This is a genomic window from Kordiimonas aestuarii (assembly GCF_025574465.1).
Taxonomy (GTDB): domain Bacteria; phylum Pseudomonadota; class Alphaproteobacteria; order Sphingomonadales; family Kordiimonadaceae; genus Kordiimonas; species Kordiimonas aestuarii.
Map to the genome: position 1 here is coordinate 443,898 of NZ_JAOBPP010000021.1, position 19,834 is coordinate 463,731.

General features: G+C 59.3%; 22 protein-coding genes. 5 read left to right on the forward strand and 17 right to left on the reverse strand.

Annotation, left to right across the window (positions count from 1 at the left end):
• Position 1: 1 nt before the first annotated feature.
• The 5 genes from OEU85_RS14700 to OEU85_RS14720 all read right to left on the reverse strand — a co-directional run bounded on the left by OEU85_RS14700 (position 2) and on the right by OEU85_RS14720 (position 3,940).
• Positions 2-532: a Cif family virulence factor gene (locus OEU85_RS14700; RefSeq protein WP_262692266.1), complete on the reverse strand. Its 531-nt coding sequence runs from the start codon at positions 530-532 to the stop codon at positions 2-4.
• 58 nt (positions 533-590) lie between these two features.
• A complete protein-coding gene (locus OEU85_RS14705; protein ID WP_262692267.1) occupies positions 591-1,424 on the reverse strand; it encodes an MBL fold metallo-hydrolase in 834 nt (277 codons plus the stop codon).
• 32 nt (positions 1,425-1,456) lie between these two features.
• On the reverse strand, positions 1,457-1,978 hold the full coding sequence (locus OEU85_RS14710) for an invasion associated locus B family protein (protein WP_262692268.1): 522 nt from the start codon (positions 1,976-1,978) through the stop codon (positions 1,457-1,459).
• Positions 1,979-2,044: 66 nt separating this feature from the next.
• Positions 2,045-2,614: an RNA methyltransferase gene (locus OEU85_RS14715; RefSeq protein ID WP_262692269.1), complete on the reverse strand. Its 570-nt coding sequence runs from the start codon at positions 2,612-2,614 to the stop codon at positions 2,045-2,047.
• A gap of 6 nt (positions 2,615-2,620) precedes the next feature.
• The gene (locus OEU85_RS14720; protein WP_262692270.1) at positions 2,621-3,940 is read right to left on the reverse strand and encodes an MFS transporter; all 1,320 of its coding nucleotides are present in this window, start codon (positions 3,938-3,940) and stop codon (positions 2,621-2,623) included.
• A 113-nt stretch (positions 3,941-4,053) separates the two neighbouring features.
• On the opposite strand from OEU85_RS14720, the gene OEU85_RS14725 reads away from it, so the two are divergent.
• Positions 4,054-4,632, forward strand: coding sequence for a septation protein A (locus OEU85_RS14725; RefSeq protein ID WP_262692271.1), 579 nt, complete (start codon positions 4,054-4,056; stop codon positions 4,630-4,632).
• Here the strand turns inward: OEU85_RS14725 and OEU85_RS14730 are convergent.
• The 11 genes from OEU85_RS14730 to ccmA form a co-directional block, all read right to left on the reverse strand.
• The gene (locus OEU85_RS14730; RefSeq protein ID WP_262692272.1) at positions 4,629-5,177 is read right to left on the reverse strand and encodes an NUDIX hydrolase; all 549 of its coding nucleotides are present in this window, start codon (positions 5,175-5,177) and stop codon (positions 4,629-4,631) included. The genes OEU85_RS14725 and OEU85_RS14730 overlap by 4 nt on opposite strands.
• 67 nt (positions 5,178-5,244) lie before the next feature.
• Complete coding sequence (locus OEU85_RS14735) at positions 5,245-5,604, reverse strand: hypothetical protein (protein WP_262692273.1); 360 nt, start codon at positions 5,602-5,604, stop codon at positions 5,245-5,247.
• Positions 5,605-5,737: 133 nt separating this feature from the next.
• Positions 5,738-6,829 (reverse strand): c-type cytochrome biogenesis protein CcmI, encoded by a 1,092-nt coding sequence (gene ccmI, locus OEU85_RS14740; protein WP_262692274.1) that lies wholly within the window; start codon positions 6,827-6,829, stop codon positions 5,738-5,740.
• Positions 6,826-7,287, reverse strand: coding sequence for a cytochrome c-type biogenesis protein (locus OEU85_RS14745; protein WP_262692275.1), 462 nt, complete (start codon positions 7,285-7,287; stop codon positions 6,826-6,828). The genes ccmI and OEU85_RS14745 overlap by 4 nt, the downstream gene beginning before the upstream one ends.
• Positions 7,284-7,814, reverse strand: a complete 531-nt coding sequence (locus OEU85_RS14750; protein ID WP_262692276.1) for a DsbE family thiol:disulfide interchange protein — start codon at positions 7,812-7,814, stop codon at positions 7,284-7,286. The genes OEU85_RS14745 and OEU85_RS14750 overlap by 4 nt, the downstream gene beginning before the upstream one ends.
• Positions 7,815-7,817: 3 nt before the next feature.
• Positions 7,818-9,779 carry a heme lyase CcmF/NrfE family subunit gene (locus OEU85_RS14755; protein WP_262692277.1) on the reverse strand — a complete coding sequence of 654 codons (1,962 nt, stop codon included), beginning with the start codon at positions 9,777-9,779 and terminating at the stop codon, positions 7,818-7,820.
• Positions 9,776-10,267, reverse strand: coding sequence for a cytochrome c maturation protein CcmE (gene ccmE, locus OEU85_RS14760; RefSeq protein WP_262692278.1), 492 nt, complete (start codon positions 10,265-10,267; stop codon positions 9,776-9,778). Before ccmE ends, OEU85_RS14755 begins: the two co-directional genes overlap by 4 nt.
• Positions 10,267-10,434 (reverse strand): heme exporter protein CcmD, encoded by a 168-nt coding sequence (gene ccmD, locus OEU85_RS14765; RefSeq protein ID WP_262692279.1) that lies wholly within the window; start codon positions 10,432-10,434, stop codon positions 10,267-10,269. The genes ccmE and ccmD overlap by 1 nt, the downstream gene beginning before the upstream one ends.
• A 1-nt stretch (position 10,435) precedes the next feature.
• Positions 10,436-11,155 (reverse strand): heme ABC transporter permease, encoded by a 720-nt coding sequence (locus tag OEU85_RS14770; protein ID WP_317277431.1) that lies wholly within the window; start codon positions 11,153-11,155, stop codon positions 10,436-10,438.
• A gap of 162 nt (positions 11,156-11,317) precedes the next feature.
• Positions 11,318-11,992: a heme exporter protein CcmB gene (gene ccmB / locus OEU85_RS14775; protein ID WP_262692280.1), complete on the reverse strand. Its 675-nt coding sequence runs from the start codon at positions 11,990-11,992 to the stop codon at positions 11,318-11,320.
• A 13-nt stretch (positions 11,993-12,005) separates the two neighbouring features.
• Entirely contained in the window at positions 12,006-12,689 is a 684-nt protein-coding gene (gene ccmA, locus OEU85_RS14780) for a heme ABC exporter ATP-binding protein CcmA (protein WP_262692281.1), read from the reverse strand.
• 240 nt (positions 12,690-12,929) lie between these two features.
• On the opposite strand from ccmA, the gene OEU85_RS14785 reads away from it, so the two are divergent.
• Positions 12,930-14,387: a phospholipase D-like domain-containing protein gene (locus OEU85_RS14785; RefSeq protein ID WP_262692282.1), complete on the forward strand. Its 1,458-nt coding sequence runs from the start codon at positions 12,930-12,932 to the stop codon at positions 14,385-14,387.
• Positions 14,388-14,536: 149 nt separating this feature from the next.
• Here the strand turns inward: OEU85_RS14785 and OEU85_RS14790 are convergent, their stop codons facing one another.
• Positions 14,537-15,049: an Mpo1 family 2-hydroxy fatty acid dioxygenase gene (locus OEU85_RS14790; RefSeq protein ID WP_262692283.1), complete on the reverse strand. Its 513-nt coding sequence runs from the start codon at positions 15,047-15,049 to the stop codon at positions 14,537-14,539.
• A gap of 138 nt (positions 15,050-15,187) precedes the next feature.
• Here OEU85_RS14790 and OEU85_RS14795 point away from each other — a divergent pair, with 138 nt between their 5' ends.
• From OEU85_RS14795 to OEU85_RS14805, 3 genes are all read left to right on the forward strand, one after another.
• Positions 15,188-16,051, forward strand: a complete 864-nt coding sequence (locus OEU85_RS14795) for a crotonase/enoyl-CoA hydratase family protein (protein ID WP_262692284.1) — start codon at positions 15,188-15,190, stop codon at positions 16,049-16,051.
• 133 nt (positions 16,052-16,184) lie between these two features.
• Positions 16,185-17,393: a glycosyltransferase family 61 protein gene (locus OEU85_RS14800; protein ID WP_262692285.1), complete on the forward strand. Its 1,209-nt coding sequence runs from the start codon at positions 16,185-16,187 to the stop codon at positions 17,391-17,393.
• 128 nt (positions 17,394-17,521) lie between these two features.
• Positions 17,522-19,711: an ATP-binding protein gene (locus tag OEU85_RS14805; protein ID WP_262692286.1), complete on the forward strand. Its 2,190-nt coding sequence runs from the start codon at positions 17,522-17,524 to the stop codon at positions 19,709-19,711.
• Positions 19,712-19,834 lie beyond the last annotated feature (123 nt).

The following is a 19,834-nucleotide window of genomic DNA, read 5'->3' on the forward strand; positions in this document are numbered from 1 at the left end:
GCTAATTTGTCATCATGTTGGTCGACCAGGTCACGCTGGCTATCCGCCATTCATCGTCAATCCTGAACATGTTCCATACTTCTATGCCATGATTGATGGCCTTGCCATCCGCCAAAAAGTCATAGTCGAAATATACCAGCGCAAAATTGCCATCCTGCACGATGTTCACATTGAAGAAGCGCTCCTTGTTCGTGGCTTCGCTGGTGCTGATATAATTTGCAAATATTTCTGCCTGCTTGCTGGGATGGCTTTTCATAAAGCTCGGGTTGTCCTTCCGGACCGTATCAATCACGTCTTGGGTGGGCGGCGATATAAAGAGGATATCGTCATGCATGAAAAGTGACTGCAACAGGACCGCATCCTTTTCTTCGATGGCCTTGCTGAACTTTTCTATCACAACATTAATAGCTGACTTATCTTTTGCGTTTTCCGCATATCGACCAATATAGGCTGGACTGTCATCTTTCGCCCAAACATAAGACGGCAGCAAGAACGCCAACAAGGCGGTGAAAATCAGCGAAAATCGTTTCATGTATCCCTCCCTTGTGATCAGAGAATGAAACCATGAAAACGAGCAAAAACACAACCCGTCAGTAGCTAAAGAGCTCGCACTGCATCTCGCCCAGAACCTTACGGCTTTTCGGCCACTGGTCGTGCACATGTTGCACCAGCATATTGAGGCCGCCATATTCCTTCATCCACTTTTCTTCCTTAGGCGCAAAGTGCATGGGAACAACGGTGTCGATCTGCCATGCGAAGGCGGCAGCTTGGCTCTGCTCCGCGTTATTCAGGCCGTACCAGAAGGGCATCAGCATGATGTCCACTTCCGTGTGACGGAGGCCCGCACGGCGCAGGCTTTTCTTGTCCGCCGCGATATCGCCAGTGTGGAAAATGCGCACGCCGTCAAGGGAGACCCGGTAACCGATATTCTGTGGCCCGCCCTCACCGTGGCTCACGCGGTAAGCTTCAATGGTTACATCGCCGATCTGCTGCGTGATGGGGCCAGCATCTTCGCTTGGTAGTACCACATTCACGCGGGCAAGATCCTCGGGCCGCGCTTTCCCGGCCTTCAGCATTTCAAACGCCTCAGGCGGCATGATATAGCGCACGGACTTGTTCTTGCGCAGGTGGCGGAGCGTGCCAACGGGGTCAAAATGGTCATTGTGCATATGGCTCACCAGCGCCACAGTGACCTTATCAAACGGCGCTTCGCCGCTGATCATCTTGCCCACGAGCTTCTTGCGCGGCATGGCATAGTCACCGTCAAAGGTGTCCTTCAGCCGCACAGCATCAAAGAGCACCGCGCTCGAACGCCCCTCGGCCATGAAGCCCGAGTTCGCGATATGGCACAGCTTGATATCCTGCGCGCTTGCCGGCAGGGCTATCAGGCCCAGAAGTGCGCCGGTAAAGAATCCCCTTATCACATCTACCCCCCGATTGCTTCCTCAGTTGCTGGTCAATTGCATGCCTTGGTGATGGCGTTATAAGCGGCGGTGAAGCCCGACAGCGAATAGGTGTCCGTTGTGTCAGTGCCACGCTGGCTGGTGGCTTTCACCACAAGGTTGGCACCGGCCTTCATGGCGGCAACAGCGGCAGCGTCGTCCTTCGGGTCATAGGCCCAGGCGCCCGAACCTTCGGTGAAGAAACGGAAGCTGTGGCGACCATCAACCGAAATGCTGGCTTCGCTGCCACGTCGGATGGGATATCCCACCACCGCGTTTACCTCACCTCTGACTCCAAACTTGGGCCGGTGGGTGACGGTCATGTAAATCTGGCCACGGGTGGCGTTTTTTTTGCTCGCCGTACTGCGTTTTGGGCTTGAAATGATGTAGCAGGTCTTGTTGCCGTTTGAGGTGCCTGCCATGGCATCCCAGTCGCGGTAACTGCCGAGCAAGCGCGGTTTGCCTTGTGCCTCGGCACCTGCGCAGATGGCCAGAGCGCCTATAAACATGCCTAGAACCAGAAGTGAAAGTCGCATACGTCCCTCTTTTACCATGTCATCCCACGGGGTTTCCCCGCCCGCCAGCCCTGAAGGCTCGCGGCATTATTCCTTCGCTTCCCGCCTCGCGCGGCGCTCAAGGCGGCTGAAACGGCCACCATGCACGTGGGGGTCCCGTTCAATCGGGTCCTGTCCCACCATCACCGGGCGGGCGGCAAATCCACCCAGAAGCCGCAAGCGGTCATACATGACTATAGCACCGGCTGTCGCTACGTTAAGGCTGAACTTTGTCGGGATTTTGATTATGTGATCACAGCGTGCCGCCATCTCGGCCGACAGGCTCTTGCGTTCAGACCCCAGAACATAGACCGCCCGGGTCGGGTGGCGAAAGCTTGGCAGGTCTACCGCGTCATCGGTGATCTCGATTCCCACAAGCTGGCAGCCCTGCGGCACGTCCACGGCGTCAGCACTCGCATAGGCATAAAACGGGATCTGGGTGTGGGTTTTGCTGGTGTCGGCAAAGTCAGCCGTCACCGCCGCGCCGGAGTGCTGCACCACGGCGGGTTTCACCGCAAAGGCGAAGCTGGCGCCAAAAGCGTGGGCCGTGCGGATGAGGTTGCCCATATTGCCTTCCTTGGACACCCCGTCGATCCCGATCCCAAAATAGCCGCGCATGCGCTGTTATAACCCTTCCTGCTGCTGGCTCACATCCTGTTCGCCCGCCTTAACCTCTTCCGGTTTTGCTTTAGCATAAGGATGCGCCGCTGCCAAAAGACACGATGCCACAAGGATGACGGACGCGATCATGAGCGACAGTTCAAGGTTCCACTCAAAGGCGAAGCCCGCGATGATACTGGCAATGGGCAGCAGCCCCACAGCCATGAACATTAATATGCCCATCACCCGGCCCAACAGTTTCTCCGGCGTGGCTTTCTGCAGGTAGGTGGTGAAATGCACCCAGATATAACTGTCACCACAGCCCGCAATGAAAAACACCAGCATCGCCCACCAGTACGGCGGGTAGAGCACGATCAGGCCAATAGTCGCGCCTGAGAAGGTGAAAATAAGGAACATAACCCGCACCACATTCTCATCACGCGGCCATTTGAACATGCCGCCCGCCATGGCACCCAAAAGCGCACCGGTGCCATACGCAGCAATCTCAAGCCCGTACACATAGGCGCCTTCTTCAAAGCGCGCATCCGCCAGCGCTGGCAGGCCGATAAAAATGGGCGCCTGGAAAAATGTCTCAAGAATGGCGATGCCAATAAAGCCAAGCCGCACCGTGGGATTTGACCATACCCAGTGGATACCCTGCCAGATCGCCGATGCCATCGACTGGCCTGCCTCCTCATCATCTTTTTCATAGCCGCGCGCCCGCACGAACAAAAGGGTAAGGAAAGAGAACGCGAAGGTCAGCCCGTCGACAAAAAAGGCGCGCGCAAGGCCAACACGGTCCTCGCCGTAGCTGCCGCCTGCCTCCGCCGGGGCGTGGCTCATGGTGGTGGCCTCGCCCGCGATCACAACACCCGCGATCACGGGGCCGATGATCACCCCAAGCCACATGGTCGTCTGCACCAGCGAGTTACCCGCCTGCAAGTCGTCCTTTTCCACGAGGCTGGGCACCATCGACGTGGTGGCCGGGTAAAAGAAGGCGTCGGCAAGGCCAAAAGCGATCGCGATAGCAAAAACAAGCTCGATAGTGACCGAATCCACATAGAGAAGATACGAGAGCACCATCACAAATATGAGGCGTAGGATATTGGTCCACAGCATCACGCTGCGCGGGTTTGTGCGGTCCACCAGCGCTCCGCCCCACAGCATAAGCACGGCACGCGGCAAGCCCTGCGCCGCAAAGACAAGACCCATCAGAAGCTCGCTTCCCGTCAGTTGCAGTACAAGCCACGGGAAGGCAAGCATGGTCACATGGTCGCCGATAACAGACACAAACTGGCCAAGCCAATAGAAGAGAAAGTTGCGATCTTTCAAAAGCTGCAGCATAACAGGGTCCGATATTTCAATGTCCGGCGAGGGTCGCCATCTAGCCACGGCAAGCCTTATGCGGCAAGCTCAGATACGCGGGAAAACCCGCTAGTAAAGGTTTTGTGATCACTATGGCTGATAAAAAAGCAACATCTCCCTGGGTACGCCTCGGCATCGACTTTGGCCCGCTGGTTGTCTTCTTCATCAGCTTCAAGTTTGGCGATATGTTTATCGCCACCGGGGCCTTCATGGCGGCCAGCGTGGTGGCGATGGTCGCCTCCCGCGTGCTAACCGGCCATATCGCGCCGATGTTGAAGGTCACTTTTGTCATCGTTATGGTCATGGGTGGGCTGACATTATACCTGCAGGACGAAACCTTTGTGAAAATGAAACTGACGGTGATCAACAGCCTGTTTGCCGTCATCCTGCTTGGCGGGCTTCTGACCGGGCGACTTTATATAAAAATGGTCATGGAGCTGGCGTTTGAGATGGACGACGAAGGCTGGCGCAAGTTCACCCGCAATTATGTGGCCTTCCTCGTCATTATGGCCGTGTTGAACGAGCTGATCTGGCGCACGCAGTCAGACGACTTCTGGGTCAATTTCAAGACCTTTGGCTATATGGGCGCGACCTTTGTTTTCATCATGGCGCAAATGCCCATGCTGATGAAATATATGCCTGACGAGGACGGTGATGGCGGCAAGGCTTAGGCCTTGATCCTGCCCGATGACCCCACCGGGTTGGTAAACGGCGCGAAGCCTGTCTTCCCGCGCACTTCACGGTGATGGTTCAATACCCAGTGCACACTGGGGAAGGCCAGCTCATCCCACGGGATGTCTTGCCAGTCAAACAGCGCCACCTCAAGGCTTTCGGTACCGGGGCCAAAGTCCGGCGCCTTAAGGGTTGCGCGGTACATCAAATGCACCTGGCTGATGTGTTTGACGGCATACACAGCCAGAAGGTCGGTGATCTCGATCTCCGCCAGGGCTTCCTCGTAAACTTCCCGCGCCGCACCTTCGTGGGGTGCTTCCCCGTTTTCAAGGTACCCCGCCGGGATGGTCCAGCGGCCTTTTTGTGGGAAAATCGCCCGGCGGCACAGCAATATCCTGCCCGCATGTTCCACCACGGCACCGGCGATGATGCGCGGGTTTTCATAGTGGATGAAGCCACAGTCTGTGCAGACAAGCCGTTCCCGCTCATCCCCCTCGGGGATGCGCTTTTCAAAACTGTCGGGAATGCCGATACCCTTTGCCATGGCTTATAAGATAAGCCATGCGCGCCAGCCGTCCAGCCACAATATGCCGGTCAAAAAAAGGAAAGGCTTAAACGCGAATGTCGACAATCTGGCCAAGAGGCACATTGCGCTGCGTACTGCCCTGCTGCGAGATGCGGCCAACGGGTGCTTCGCGGTTATTGGCGTTCAATTGGCTGACTTTCTCTTCTGCCACCTGAAGTTCGCGCGAGGACGACAGCTCGTTCGAGCGCTTGGCGCGCTGCGCGGGGGCCTGCCTGTTGGCTTCCGACTGCTCGCGCGTTTGCTGCGCCTGCTGGTTCAACTGGTCGCGGATAAGATCCGTCGCACGCGGGGTCAGGTCCACGCCCGAGCGTTTGCCAGTGTTGGATTGCAGTTGCGCTTGCAGCTGGCTGCGCAAACCGGATGCATTTGAATTGATTTCAACCATCGTTCAGATCACTACACAAAAATACTGACAACGAATTCGGGCAATTTTATGCGCTGGATACGGCCACAAAGTTCTTCGGACCAGACGAGCAGGCTCGTGATGACGATGCTAACCGCTAATTGTCACCAGAGTGTTAAAGATCGGGATTTGCCTTGAGATTGTCAAGCAACGCCTTCAGTGGCGCGGATTTGCTGACATCCATCAGGCTAATACCACGTTCAAGCGCGGCAATCGCGGCGTCCCGATTCCCCAGTGACAGCTGCGAGCGCGCCAGCATCATCCAGCCCTCAGGGTCATCCGGGTTGTCTTCAAGGCGGCCAGCCAGCCGCGCGATCATGCTGTCGATAAAGGCAGCCCGGTCCTCGTCGCTCATGGCCGCTACCGCCGCCATCTGGTCGTCGCTCAGCTCGGGCGATTTGACACCAAGACCCGCCAGCTTTTGCCTCACGGCCCCCATCCATGGGGCGTTGGGGGCGGAACGGTCGGCAAGCGTCGTCCATGTCACGCGGGCTTTATCCGCATCGCCCATCTGTTCATAGGCGAGGCCCAGATAATATTGCGCCGCCGGATGGTTGGGGTTTTCGTTCAGGACCCGCGCCAGCACAAGGCGGGCCGCGGGTGTGATGCGCCCCCCGGCCATTGCCAGCATGGCTTCAAACTGATGCACCCGCCATTTGATCTCGTTGGGCTGAAGCTCGGCAAGCCGGTCAAAGGCATTGGCCGCTGTGGAATAATCCCGGATAGCCCGCGCGGATTTTGCCAGCACATCCCAGCCTTGGGCATCGTCCGGGTTTTCCGCCAGATGCTTACGGATCGACGTCAGCGCGTCCTCATAGGTTGGGCCGCCTTCTTCAATCTGCGCATGGCGGCCTTCGGCAACAACACCGGGTTTCGCCGGCAGGCCCGGCCGACCGGCAACCGCATAAAACGCCACCGGAATAACCACCAGCACGATGCCAAGCGGCACCAGTGCCGTCACACTTCCGCGTGTGAGCGTCACTTTAGGCTTTGTATGCGCGGCCCTGAGGATGCGGCGCTCGATCTCAACCCTCGCGGCTTTGGCGGAGGTTTCGTCAATCGCACCGCGGCTCAGGTCTGCATCAAGCTCCCTCAGCTGGGCCTTGTGATGGGCAACGGGGTCAAGCCCCTGCGCCGTGCGGCCCTCGCCCCGGAACAGGATCAAAGTTGCCGTTACCAGCAACAGAACAAGGAAAAACCAGATCATTCCCGGGCCTCCTCATCCGCCATGATGCGCCTGAGTTCTGCCTCTTCTTCAGCGCTCAGGGGAGGCGGCGGGCCAGCCTTTCGGCGGCGGGCAACAGCAATCACCACCAAGGCAAGAAACAGGAACGGCGAAGCCCACAAGAGGTAAGTTTGCGGCTTCACCGGCGGCTCCAGCAGCACCCAGTCACCATAGCGGTCCACCAGATAGGCACGCACGTTATCCGGGCTGTCGCCCATGGCGATACGTTCGCGCACAATCTGGCGCAGGTCACGGGCGAGGTCCGCGTTCGAATCCTCGATCGACTGGTTCTGGCACACAAGACAGCGGATATCTTTCATCAGCTCCCGCGCCATCGCCTCTTTCGCCGGGTCGTCAAGCGGCTTTTCATCCACTGCCACGGCAAAGGCCGCGCCAGCCAGCATCATCATGGCGATTAGTATCGCGATAAACCGGCTCATTGTGCGGCCTCAAATGCTGGCAGGACCTTGGCTTCAAGGCCATCGCCCACAATCGGGCCCCAGTGCCGGTAGGTGATGTTGCCGTCGCCATCAATAACAAAGGTTTCCGGCACGCCGGTCACACCAAAGTCAATGGCGAGGCGACCGTCACGGTCAACCGCCGTGCGCTGGTAGGGGTTGCCAAGCTCATCAAGAAAACCGAGCGCCGCTGAAGGTTCGTCCTTATAGGCAACACCCACGATGGTCGCACCATGTTCGTTCGCGAGCTGCATCAGCTTTTCATGCTCGGCGCGGCAAGGCACACACCAACTGGCAAAAAAGTTCACCAGCACAGGCTGGCCGGACTTGAAGAACTCATCGGTGATCGCCGCTTCCCGGCGCAAGAGGCCCGGCAAGGTAAATTCGGGCACCGGTTTGCCGATCATCACGCTTTTGATCTCATTGGGATTACGGTCTTCCAGCGTCATCATGCGCAGGAAAACCGCAAACAGGGCAAGGACGATAACCAGCGGCAGGAATCGTTGCATGAACTAATCCTCCGCCCGCTTCGCCTTGGGGGCGCCAATACGCAGCCGCCTGTCGGACAGGGACAGGATACCGCCCAGCATCATCATAAGCGACCCGACCCAAAGGCCGGAGATAAACGGCTTGAAATAGAGCCGGACAGACCAGCGGCCCGCGCCCGCTGCTTCGCCGATCACCGCATAAAGGTCACCGCGCAGGAGCGGGTAAATCGATGCTTCGGTGGTGTTCATCACCGGGTCGGTATAAAGGCGGTCCTCGGGTGTCAGTGCGGTCACTGTGCGACCATGGCGGCTGACATCAAAGAAGCCGCGCACAGCGGTGAAGTTTGCCCCAGCCACAGGTGCGACGCCGCCAAACTTGAACGTGAAACCGCCAACCTCGGCCGTGTCGCCCGCCGCCATCACCAACAGTTCTTCCTCCGTCCAGGCTTCCGAGATCGTGACCCCGAACAGGATAACCGCAAGGCCAGCGTGCGCCAGGCTCATGCCCCAGCTGGCACGTGGCAAGCCACGCAGGCGCCGGAAGGCTCCCTCGGGGTTTTTGAACAGCTGGATACGCTCAGCAATTTCAAGAAACACGCTGACGGTCAGCCAGGTGGCAAGACCAAGACCAAAAGCCGTCATCACCGCGCCGCCAACCGTTTGCCACCAGATAGCCAGCGCAGCCACCGCAGCCACCACAAGAGCAGGCAAGACAATTTGCGCCGCGCGGCCAAGGCGCCCGCGTTTCCACGCCAGCAACGGACCAAAACCAAGGGCCACGATAAGCGGGCTCATCAGCACCGTGGCGGCATATTCAAAAAACGGTGGGCCCACGCTCAGTTGCCCGGCGCCCAGCGCCTCGACAAACAGCGGATAGAGCGTGCCCACGAGCACCACGGCCGCAAAGGTGGAAAGCAGGATGTTATTGAGCACCAGCGCACTTTCGCGGCTGACAAGGCCAAACACACCGCCGGGCGCGAGCTTGGGTGCGCGCCACGCGTAAAGCGCCAGTGACCCGCCGACCACAATGGCAAGGAAACCAAGGATGAAAACCCCGCGTGCCGGATCAACCGCAAAGGCATGCACGCTCGTGAGCACGCCGGACCGCACAAGGAAAGTCCCCAGCAGCGAGAAGGAAAACGCCACGATCGACAACAGGATCGTCCAGCTTTTCAGCGCGTCGCGTTTCTCAACCACAATGGCGCTATGTAGCAACGCCGTTGCCGCAAGCCACGGCATGAAGGCGGCATTCTCGACCGGGTCCCAGAACCACCAGCCGCCCCAGCCGAGTTCGTAATAGGCCCACCATGAACCCAGCGCGAGGCCACCGGTGAGGAAAACCCACGCCGCCAACGTCCAGGGCCGCACCCAGCGCGCCCACAAAGGGCTGACTTCACCCTCAATCAGCGCCGCAACCGCAAAGGAAAAAGCAACCGAAAGCCCCACATAGCCGAGGTAAAGCATCGGCGGATGGAAAGCGAGGCCAGGGTCCTGCAACAGGGGGTTAAGTCCGTTGCCTTCAACCGGTGCAGGGTCAAGCCGCAGGAACGGGTTGGACGTCAACAGGATGAACAGCAGGAAACCAACCACCAGCAGACTCTGGACCGACAGTACACGGGCACGGAACCGCGCGGGCAGGAACCGGCCCCGCAGGCTGACCGCGCAGGCAAACAGCGTAAGGATCAGGACCCACAGCAAAAGGCTGCCCTCATGGTTGCCCCAGACGCCGGAAATTTTATAGAGAAGCGGTTTGGCCGTGTGAGAGTTGGACGCCACAGCGATCACGGAAAAGTCAGATATAACAAAGCTATAGGTCAATGCCGCATAAGCTGCAAGCACCATGACAAACTGGCCGATGGCCACATTGTCAGCCACCGCCACAAGGCGGGCGTTTCCGCGACTGATGCCAATATGCGGCACCACGGCGCCAATCAGCGCAAATGCCAGCGCGATCATCAGTGCAAAATGGCCCAGCTCGGCAATCATCCGCGGCTGCCCGGGCTGGTGTTATACCCGCTGTTCAGGCCTTCAGGGTGGGTGCAGGCCTCGGCATTTTTGGGCATGGTTCCGGGCGGGGCATAGTTTTCATCATGCTTCGCGAGGACCGTATCGGCAACAAAGGTGCCCGTGCCGTTCAGTCGGCCTTCCGTGACCACGCCCTGCCCCTCGCGGAACAGGTCAGGCAGCAAGCCCTTGAAAGTAACAGGGATATCGGCGGCACAGTCAGTAATGGTGAAATGATAGGTCAGGCCATCTTCAGCCTTGGAAAACGTGCCCGGCGCCACCAGTCCACCAAGGCGAAAGCGCTTGCCAGCCTCAATCTCCTTGGCATGCACCGCGCTTGGCTGCAGGAAGAGGCTGAGGCTGTCGCCGCCCATCGCAAACAGCACCAGCAACACCGCGCCCGCAATCGCCGCAACGGCGATGGAGGCGACCACAAGGCGCTGTTTTTTGCGGGTTTTAAGGCCAGCCATTATGCCTGCCCCTTCCGGCGACGCGGGCGAAGCTGCTCCACCCGGTCGCGGGCTTTTTTACCCGCGCGCAGGCTGCTGACCGCCAGCACAACAAGCGCCAGTGCCGTCAGGCCATATGCCGTCCAGACAAACGCGGCATAGCCGCCCATATCAAGGAATTCCGCCATTTTATCCTTGTACCTCAAGCGAGCTTAGCACGCTGAGTTTACGCAAATTGATCTCAAGTTTCATGCGGTAAAGCAGCACCACAACAAAATAGGCCTTGTAAGCCACCGCCAGCGTCAGGAGCGGCCACAGCATCTCCACCGGCATTGACGGGCCATCCATCCGCATGACGCTTGCGGGCTGGTGCAGCGTGTTCCACCAGTCGACCGAGAACTTGATGATCGGAATATTTACAACCCCGACGAGCGCAAGGATCGACGCCGCCCGGCCCGCCTTATCTTCTTCATCGAGCGCGCGCCACAGCGCCATATAGCCGAGGTAGAGGAAAAACAGCACCAGCACCGAGGTCAGCCTGCCGTCCCACACCCAGTAAGTGCCCCACATGGGTTTGCCCCACAGCATACCGGTGAGAAGCGCTAACCCTGTGAAAACCAAGCCGATTGGTGCGGCAGCCTTACCAGCCAGCAGCGCCAGCGGATGACGCCATACAAGCGCCGTGAAGCTGGCCACCGCCACCACCATATAGGTGAACATCGCCATCCACGCCGCGGGCACATGAATATACATGATGCGCACGCTTTCGCCCTGTTGGTAATCAGCCGGGCTCGCGTATAGCGCGAGGTACAGGCCATAGAGAAAAGCCGCTGCCATAACGACTTTAGCCCATGGCAGAATGGCGTCTGCCAGGCGGTTGAATTCAGCGGGATTGGCGAATCTGTGCATGGCTTCTACCTACCCGCAAGCGCGCGGGGGAGCAAGTGCGACGTGATGCCACGCGGGGGCGCGCACGCGAAAGTGAGCAAAAACCTGTGCCAATTGTGTGCGGAAAACCCCGCATTTTGCGCAAAATCTGTGCGGGATGTGTGCGGAATCCGTGCGGTGTCATCACTCAAGCGACAGGCGGAGCGCCGCGGCCGATGCAACCGGGCCGATCACCAGCGCCACAAGCGTCACCGCGCCCAGAAACGCCAGATGCGGCAGCGCGTCGGTCATGCCCGCGGCGGCATCAATGGCACCGACGCCAAAAATAAGCGTCGGCACATAAAGTGGCAGCACCAGAAGCGACATCAGCACCCCGCCCCGGCGGACCGAGACCGTCAGCGCCGCGCCCACGCTGCCAATGAGGCTGAGCGCGGGCGTGCCAATCAGCAGCGACAGCAAGAGCATGCCGTAGGCATCCCCGTCGAGGTTCATCAGCATGCCGAGGACGGGCGACAGGGCGACAAGCGGCAGAATGGTCGCGACCCAGTGCGCCAAAATTTTAGCCGCCGCCACGCCGGTGAGCCCAAGGGGCGACAGCGCGAGGTCATCAAGGCTGCCGTCCTCATAGTCGGCCTGATAAAGCCGGTCGAGCGATAACAGGCACGCCAGAAGCGCCACCACCCAGATAACACCGGCGGCGATGCGCGCCAGTGTCTGCGGCTCAGGCCCGACACCGAAGGGGAAAAGCGTGACGGCAATGAGGAAAAAGCTGAGCGCCATGGTGCCGGTCCCGCCCTGCGACCAGGCCAACCGCACATCGCGGGCAAAAATCGCCCCGAAGATACCCGCCCCGTTCATGCCCACACCCCGGTCACAGCCATGCCTCGTCAATTTCAAGTTTTGGGGTAAAGTTGTCCAGCACAAGTTCATCACCATCCACCCCGATGGGGTCGTGGGTCGCGGCGATGATCATGCCGCCTGCCGCCAGATGGCTGGTCATCAGATCCGCGAGCGACTGCCTGCTGACCGCGTCCAGCCCCACAGTGGGTTCATCCATCAACCACAAGGGTCGATCCAGCAGCGCGAACCGCATCAGGTTGGCGCGGTGCTTTTGCCCGCTGGAGAAAAACCGCGCCGGGCGGTCCAGAAGCGCTGTCAGGCCAAAAAGCCGCGCCGCGCCGTCAAGCCGGGCAGCGGCAGGCGCTTCACCGGTCATCAGCGACACATAGGCCAGCGCGTTTTCCCTGAGCGTCAACACGGGTTTGAGCGCATTGTCATGCCCCGCATAAATCAGCGCCGCGTCATAGGCCGGAGCATTTACCGTCCAGTCGCTGTCGCCATAGGTCAGCGTGCCCGCCCGCGCCTTCACGAAACCCGCAACCAGCCTGAGAAGCGTTGACTTGCCGCTGCCGTTTGGCCCACGCAGGTACAATAACCCGCCCGCGTGCAGTTCGAACGACAGGCCTTCAAACACCCGCCGCCCGCCACGGCTGGTGGCCAGACCGTCGGCCTTCAGGACACGCGTTTCAAAGCTGGAATGGTGGCGGCCGGTCATGCGGGCAGGGGTTCCTTGCGCGGTTGCTGGCCCGTGGGCAGGCCAGATGATGCGCCCAAGCTAGCCGCTCGGCAAAGCGCACTCAAGGAAAACCGGCACCGCCAAAGCGTGACCAAAGGTCGCCATAATGTGCTGCTATACACCAAGACAGCTTCACCTTTGGGCAATCATGCCTATATGATGAACAAGAGGGCTGCACACAAACCGGCAACACCGCCGGGCACGGGCTTTTGGGGGCGTATGGATCAATTTGCATATATCTGGCCTGACGGCCTGCTGATTGCGGGGTTTATCTTCCTGCTGCAGATGATCGCCAGCGCGCATATCCTCAGGAACAAGGATGACGTGCGCGCCGCCGTGGCGTGGATCGGCCTTGTATGGCTGGCACCGCTGTTTGGCCTGATCTTCTACATGCTGTTTGGCATCAATCGTATTGAACGGCAGGCACGGCGCGCGCGGATGCGCCGTGGGCGCCCGGCGAGAAAAGACCTGATCTCCGACCCCGATGGCCCCACGCTGTATGACGCCCTGCCGGACGCCGCCAACCGCTGGCACGCCCATGGGCGGCTTGCGGGCCGGGTAACGGGCCTGCCGCTGGCGCTGGGGAACCGGATCAAGCCGCTGGAAGGCGGACGCATAGCCTATGACGCCATGATCAAGGCCATTGATGAAGCCGAACATACCGTGGCGCTGACCACCTATATCTTCCAGGCCGACCAGGCAGGCCGCAAGTTCATCACGGCGCTGGCGCGCGCCCAGGAACGGGGGGTTGAGGTGCGGGTGCTGGTGGATGCTGTGGGCAACCTTTATGGCCTCCAGCCCGTGTCGAACCTCCTGAGACGCCGCAACATCCCCGTTGCCACTTTCAACCCGGCGCGGCTGTCCTGGCGGCTGGCGTTTTTTAACCTGCGCACCCACCGCAAACTGCTGATTGTCGATGGCCTGAAGGGTTTTGCCGGCGGCATGAACATCCGCAAGCATCACCTTGAGGACGAGCACGGCAGCCAGCGCGTGCGCGACACCCACTTCAGCCTTGAAGGGCCGATTGTCGGCCAGATGATGGAATCCTTCGCCGATGACTGGGCGTTTTCAACCAAGGAAGAGCTGGACGAGCAGACATGGTTGCCCACCCTATCGCCCACCGGGCCTGGCATCCCCGCCCGCGCGGTGCCCGACGGGCCGGATGAACCGCGCCAGCGCTCGGCCATGATCATGGAAAGCGCACTGGCGAGTGCGCGCAAGCGCGTGCAGGTCATCACGCCCTATTTCCTGCCTGAACCCGCGCTGGTGATTGCGCTCAAGCAGGCAGCGCTCCGCGGCGTGGAAGTAGACATTCTGGTGCCGCAGAAAAACAACCTGCCGTTTTTCATGCTCACGGCGCTCAGTGGCGCCCGGCAACTGGTGGACGCGGGCTGTCGCCTGTTCCTGTCACCCCCGCCCTTTGACCATACCAAGCTGATGATCGTGGATGACGACTGGGTGTTTTTCGGCTCGTCCAACTGGGATGCCCGGTCGCTGAAGCTGAATTTTGAATTTAACGTGGAATGTTATGACCGGCCGTTCGCCGCCGAGATGACCGACTGGGTGCACGGCCGGTATGAACGCGCGGTGGAGATGACCCGCGAAGACTTCCGCAACCGCCCCCGCCTGCACCGCGCCATGGGCCGCCTGCTATGGCTCGCCAGCCCGTATTTGTAAAGCTCATCTCGTTCATCTGCCTTCTGGGCCCCCGCCCTCGCGGCAGTGGCGACAAAACACCTGTCATGCCCGCGCAGGCGGGTATCCAGATGACGCTTCCGCGCTTATTTGATCATTAGCTTTCGACACCGTGACGGCACGTCTCAGCCCTATTTCGGCAGGTATTTGGGCATGCGGGCTTTGATCTCACCATGCAGGTCTTCTTCGAGCCCGGCCATGAACAATAGCTCGGCGATCAGGAACGACGGGGCCATGAAAATTTGCAGGATATTATCAAACAACGCCGGTTTACGGCCTTCATATTTGTGACCCCAGAACTGGATGATCCAGCCAACAATGAACAGCGCGAGGAACACTTTCAGGGGCACCCCATCGCCCATCGCGGCAATCTCGGCCGCGCCGTAGGCCAGCGCCCCATACAGCAGCGCGGCGATGGTGCCGACGAGCGGTGCGGCGACAATGTAAAACAGCACCAGCACCGCCATCAGCGCGGCCCCCACGGTGACCGGCCCGGCACTGGTGGCAAAAAGCGGGATGGTGGAGGTGATGACAAGCACGGAGAACACAATCATCGGCACGCCGATATGGTGCGTGGCCTGGTTGCGTCCGTCACGGTGATAGGCTGAATACATTGCCATCTGTTCATAGAACCAGTTTTTCATTGTCGCGCACTCCCCGGCGATTTCATTCCCTTCCACTAAAATGGACTGATCAGTCCAGTTGGTCAAGCAGCCATGCGGCCTTCCCTTTGCGCGGGTCCGCGCTAGTTTATCCGACAACGAGACGAGACGGAGGCATCCATGAGCTATGAAACCCTGACCCTTGAACGCGACGGTAGCACGGCGATCATGACCTTGAACCGGCCGGAGCGCATGAACGCCTTCACCCCCACCATGGCGGCAGAGATGGAAGCCGCCTTTGACGCGGTGGACGGTGACGGCAATGTGCGTGCCCTGGTTGTTACCGGCGCAGGGCGGGCGTTTTGCGCCGGGATGGATCTGGCGACTAGCGGCAATGTGTTTGGCCTCGATGAAAGCATCGACCCCGCCTCACCCGCGATGGAGCGCAACCGCGACACCGGCGGGCGCGTGGTGCTGCGGCTCTACCGCATGAAAAAACCGGTGATCGGTGCCATCAACGGCGCCAGCGTGGGGGTGGGCACCACCATGCAGTTGCCGATGGATGTGCGCATTGCCTCGCCTTTCGCCAAGTTCGGCTTTGTTTTTGCCGAACGCGGCATCACGCTCGAGAGCTGCGCAAGCTGGTTCCTGCCGCGCCTTGTGGGGGTGGCGCAGGCACTGGACTGGTCCATGAGCGGACGGGTGTTCAAAGCCGAGGAAGCGCTTGAAAAAGGCCTGATCAGCGAGATAGTTGAGCCAGACAACCTGATAAACCGCGCACTTGAAGTTGCGCACAGCTATACCGGCCGCACCAGCGCCATGTCGGTCGCGCTGAACCGCCAGCTTATCTGGCGTATGATGGGCGCGGCGCACCCGATGGAGGCGCACAAGGCGGAAAGCCGCACCATGCTTTATACCAGCACCCGCGACGGGCGCGAGGGGGTGCAGTCCTTCCTCGAGAAACGCGCCCCTGTATTCGCGGACAAGGTCTCAAACGGGCCGGTGCCTGGGCTGGATTGGGACGCTGAACCGCCGTTTGAATAGCAGGCCTGAATAGCAGGCTTGGCGAGGCTTTCAGTAAAAGGCCTTGCGACGTTTCTCTCGGAAAGCCTTGCGGCTGGGGCATGCCTGCCGCTACAACGGGCAAAGCTCAGTTCAACCGGACCCGTTTGCGCCCATGACCCTTTTGCCCATCACTGTTTTGCCCTGCGCAAACGACAAGGCCTTCACCGCCTGCTGCAAAAAACGCGGGCTGGTGTTCGACGCTTACGGCCCGGCGGCAGAGGCCAAACAGTCCCCCGCCGCACGCGCCAACGCCGCACTGCCACTGCTTGACACGCCCTATACCAACAACTGGCTCGCCCAGTATTACAAACGGCAGGCGCGGGGCGCAAACCGCATCGGCCTGATGCACACTGGCGGCGTGTGGCTGACCGATGACTGGGGCCTTGTGCTTGATAAAACAACGGGGTTTGCCATCACCGGGCTAAGCGGCTTTGGCTGGACCGCCGACCAGTTCGACTATATGGCGCGGCAGGGCCACCTCAAGCGCACGCAGGACGACGTGCTGGCGCTTGAAAGCAAGGGGCTTCGGCGCGTACAGTTGCCGGGCACCAGCGCGCTGCTGTCGTTCCCCGGCGCCTATACCTATGGCCACTGGATCACCGACATCTGTGCCCGGCTTGAGCTTCTGGCCGCCCGGCAGGACATCAACGGCATCGACCGTTTTTTCCTGCCCAAGGTGTCGGCGTGGATGTTCCCGTTTCTGGCGGCCTACGGCGTGCGGCAAGACCGCATTATTGAACTGGACAAAAAACAGCTGTTTGAGCTGGATGACCTGATTATCCCCACCACGCTTGGCCAGCATCATCGCGGCGCGCTGCCAACCCGCTTCGCGGCGCAGATGTATCACCGGCTGGCGTCGATCAGTGCACATTGGGGGCGGCTGCCCAACTGGGGCGAAAAGCGACCTCGTATTCCGCTGGCGCTGGTGAAACACACGGCGCTGACCTCCGCGCCCGGGCGGGAAATCCGCAACTTTGATGAAGTTGCGGCGCTGGTGGAAGATCTGGGCGGGCGTGTGCTTGACCCGCTGAAGCTGCCCTTGCCGGCCTTCCTCAACCGCCTGCGCGAAAGCGACCTGGTGATCGGGCAGGATTCGTCGGCGCTGCATAACCTCGCGATGGCCCCCGCTGACCTCTTGGTCATCCAGACCGAGCCACGCTTTAACATGCTGCATGCCTCCATTCAGGAAGCCACCGGCAAGCGGGTGGGCTTCATGGAGGCGCAACCCCTTGAGGGCGGCGGCTGGCAGGTGAATATACGCCGGCTGAAAACCCTGATCCGGCGTGCAGGGGAAAGTCAGCAACACGTATCTCAGCGATAAGGCTGTGCGATGTGTGATGCGGTTGGGAAGAAGACGCAAACCACATTGAGTCAGAAAGTTAACGGTGTATTATTCATTGGCCCCTAACGTTCCAAGGACCTGGTCGGGAAAAGGTAAATCAGCGGCATATGTCCAGCACATTAAAAAAATTCGTCTTGTGGCTGATTGTGGGTATGTTTTTTGTATCAGCCGCTTGCGTTTTTGCCGGAAGACTTTCCCTTGAGGCCGCTGAGTCCCAGGTGCGGGCGGCCGAAGACCTGACTGTAAAGCTGGCGAGCCAATATCTGCGCGACCAGTTGTCGAAGCCTGCCAGCCATATGCAAAGCATCGCCATGCTGGAACCCGCTGTGCAGCAGGCTGTCAGCAACCCGGGCCGGGATACGGACACCGTTATTGCCAATGCCCTTAGCACATTACTGCTGAGAAACCCGGATTATCTGCAAGCCCGGTGGTTGAGCGATAAGGGCAACGAACTGGTCCGCGTTGACCGCATTATGCGGTCGGAAGTGCGCGTCAGCCCGGCATCCGAACTTCAGAACAAGCAGGCGAGAAGTTACGTGCGTTTCGGTCGCGAGCTTGAAAAAGGACAGGTCTATGTATCTCCGCTGGACCTGAATATGGAGAATGGCAGGATCCAGACGCCGTTTGTTCCGGTTGTCAGGGTTGCCATTCGCGGTTTTACGGCCGAGGGCCGACCATCTGGTATTTTTGTGCTTAATATCGGCGCAAAGTCGTTCCTTGACCACCTGAACCAGTTTGCACCAGACAACAACCTGATGCTGTTGAACGAACAAGGCTTCTGGCTAAAGGGGCCGAGGCCTGCGGACGAATGGGGCTTCATGCTGGACCGTAACGTCAGTTTTGCGGCCCGCTATCCGACCGCCTGGCAAACCATCAGCAACCAGCCATCGGGGCAACTGGAGACAACAGAAGGCCTCTGGACCTGGGAAACTGTCGCTGTGCAGGCCAACGACGTAAGCGTCAAACACAACATCGCCCTCAAGTCTTTGACAGTCGTAGATGCCGCACATTTGCAGCAAGTGCGGGACGCGCGTATCAAGCCGGTTTTCCTCATGGGGCTTGTGTTGGTTATTCTGTACGGTATTGGCCTGCACAAGATACTTCAGGAAATGGAGAGCCGCCGCGGAGCCGAACGCGACGCGGTTGAAGCAAACGAGGCAAAAAGCAGTTTTCTCGCCACCATGAGCCACGAGATACGAACCCCGATGACCGGCGTCATCGGACTGGCTGACCTGCTGATGGATGACAAGCTTTCCGACGAAAGCCTGTTCAAGGTCAAGCGAATCCGGGAAACGGCAAAAGCGCTTCTGGCCATTATCAACGACATCCTTGACCTGTCCAAGCTTGACGCAGGAAAGTTCGTCATCGAAAATCTGAACTTCCAGCCCCTCGATATCGCCAACGAGGTTGTCCGGCTTTTTTATATGACCTGCCCGGCGGAAAAAAAGGCAAAGCTGCAGATCAATGCCGAAGTCGCGGACAATTTCCCCAAGGTGGTGCGCGCGGACCCGACCCGGCTCAGGCAGGTGCTTGTCAACCTTGTTGGCAACGCCGTGAAATTCACTGACGAAGGCAGCGTAACCCTGAAATGCAGCCACGATTCTGCCCGCCGTCGGTTGATTTTTGAGGTTGTCGATACCGGCATCGGCATGGAGCCGGAGACAGTTGACAGCCTGTTTGATGCTTTTGTACAGGCCGACGCCTCGATCAGCCGCAAGTATCACGGTACCGGGCTGGGCCTGGCTGTCTGCAAACGGCTGATCGAATGCATGGGCGGTGAAATCGGCGTATGGAGCGAACCAGATAAAGGAAGCCGCTTCTTTTTCTGGGTACCCTACGAACCCGTGGCAGAGCATGAATATACCGAAGACCAGTCGGAGAATACGTCTCTTCCATTGGGGGATGGTCAGGGGCTTTCGGTTCTTGTTGCGGAAGACAACGCAATCAACCAGATCATCATCCGCGGCCTTGTGGAAAAGATGGGACATGAGCCTGTATTTGTCGGCAATGGCCAGGAAGCGGTGGATGCGGTACAGGCCGGTTATTTCGACATTATCTTGATGGATGTTCGCATGCCGGTTGTCTCCGGCCCAGATGCCACAAAAATGATAAGAAAGCTTGGCGGCGAAAAGGCAAAGATCCCGATAATTGCACTGACGGCGGACCTTATCGCGGAAAACAAAAGCGTCTATCTTGCCGCTGGCATGAATGACTGTGTCGGCAAACCGATCGATCCGGCAGAACTGGACCACGCCATCTGGAAAGCGGTTGGTAACGCCGCGAGCAAGAACCTCTAGGTAAAAAGCCGGCTGGCCCACCGGCTCACAAGCTCCACGCCACGGTACAAACGGCGGAGCTTGGGGCCGCGGTTTAGCCGTGACGCCTCTTATAAAAAGCAAACCAGTGGCCGATACGTCGCA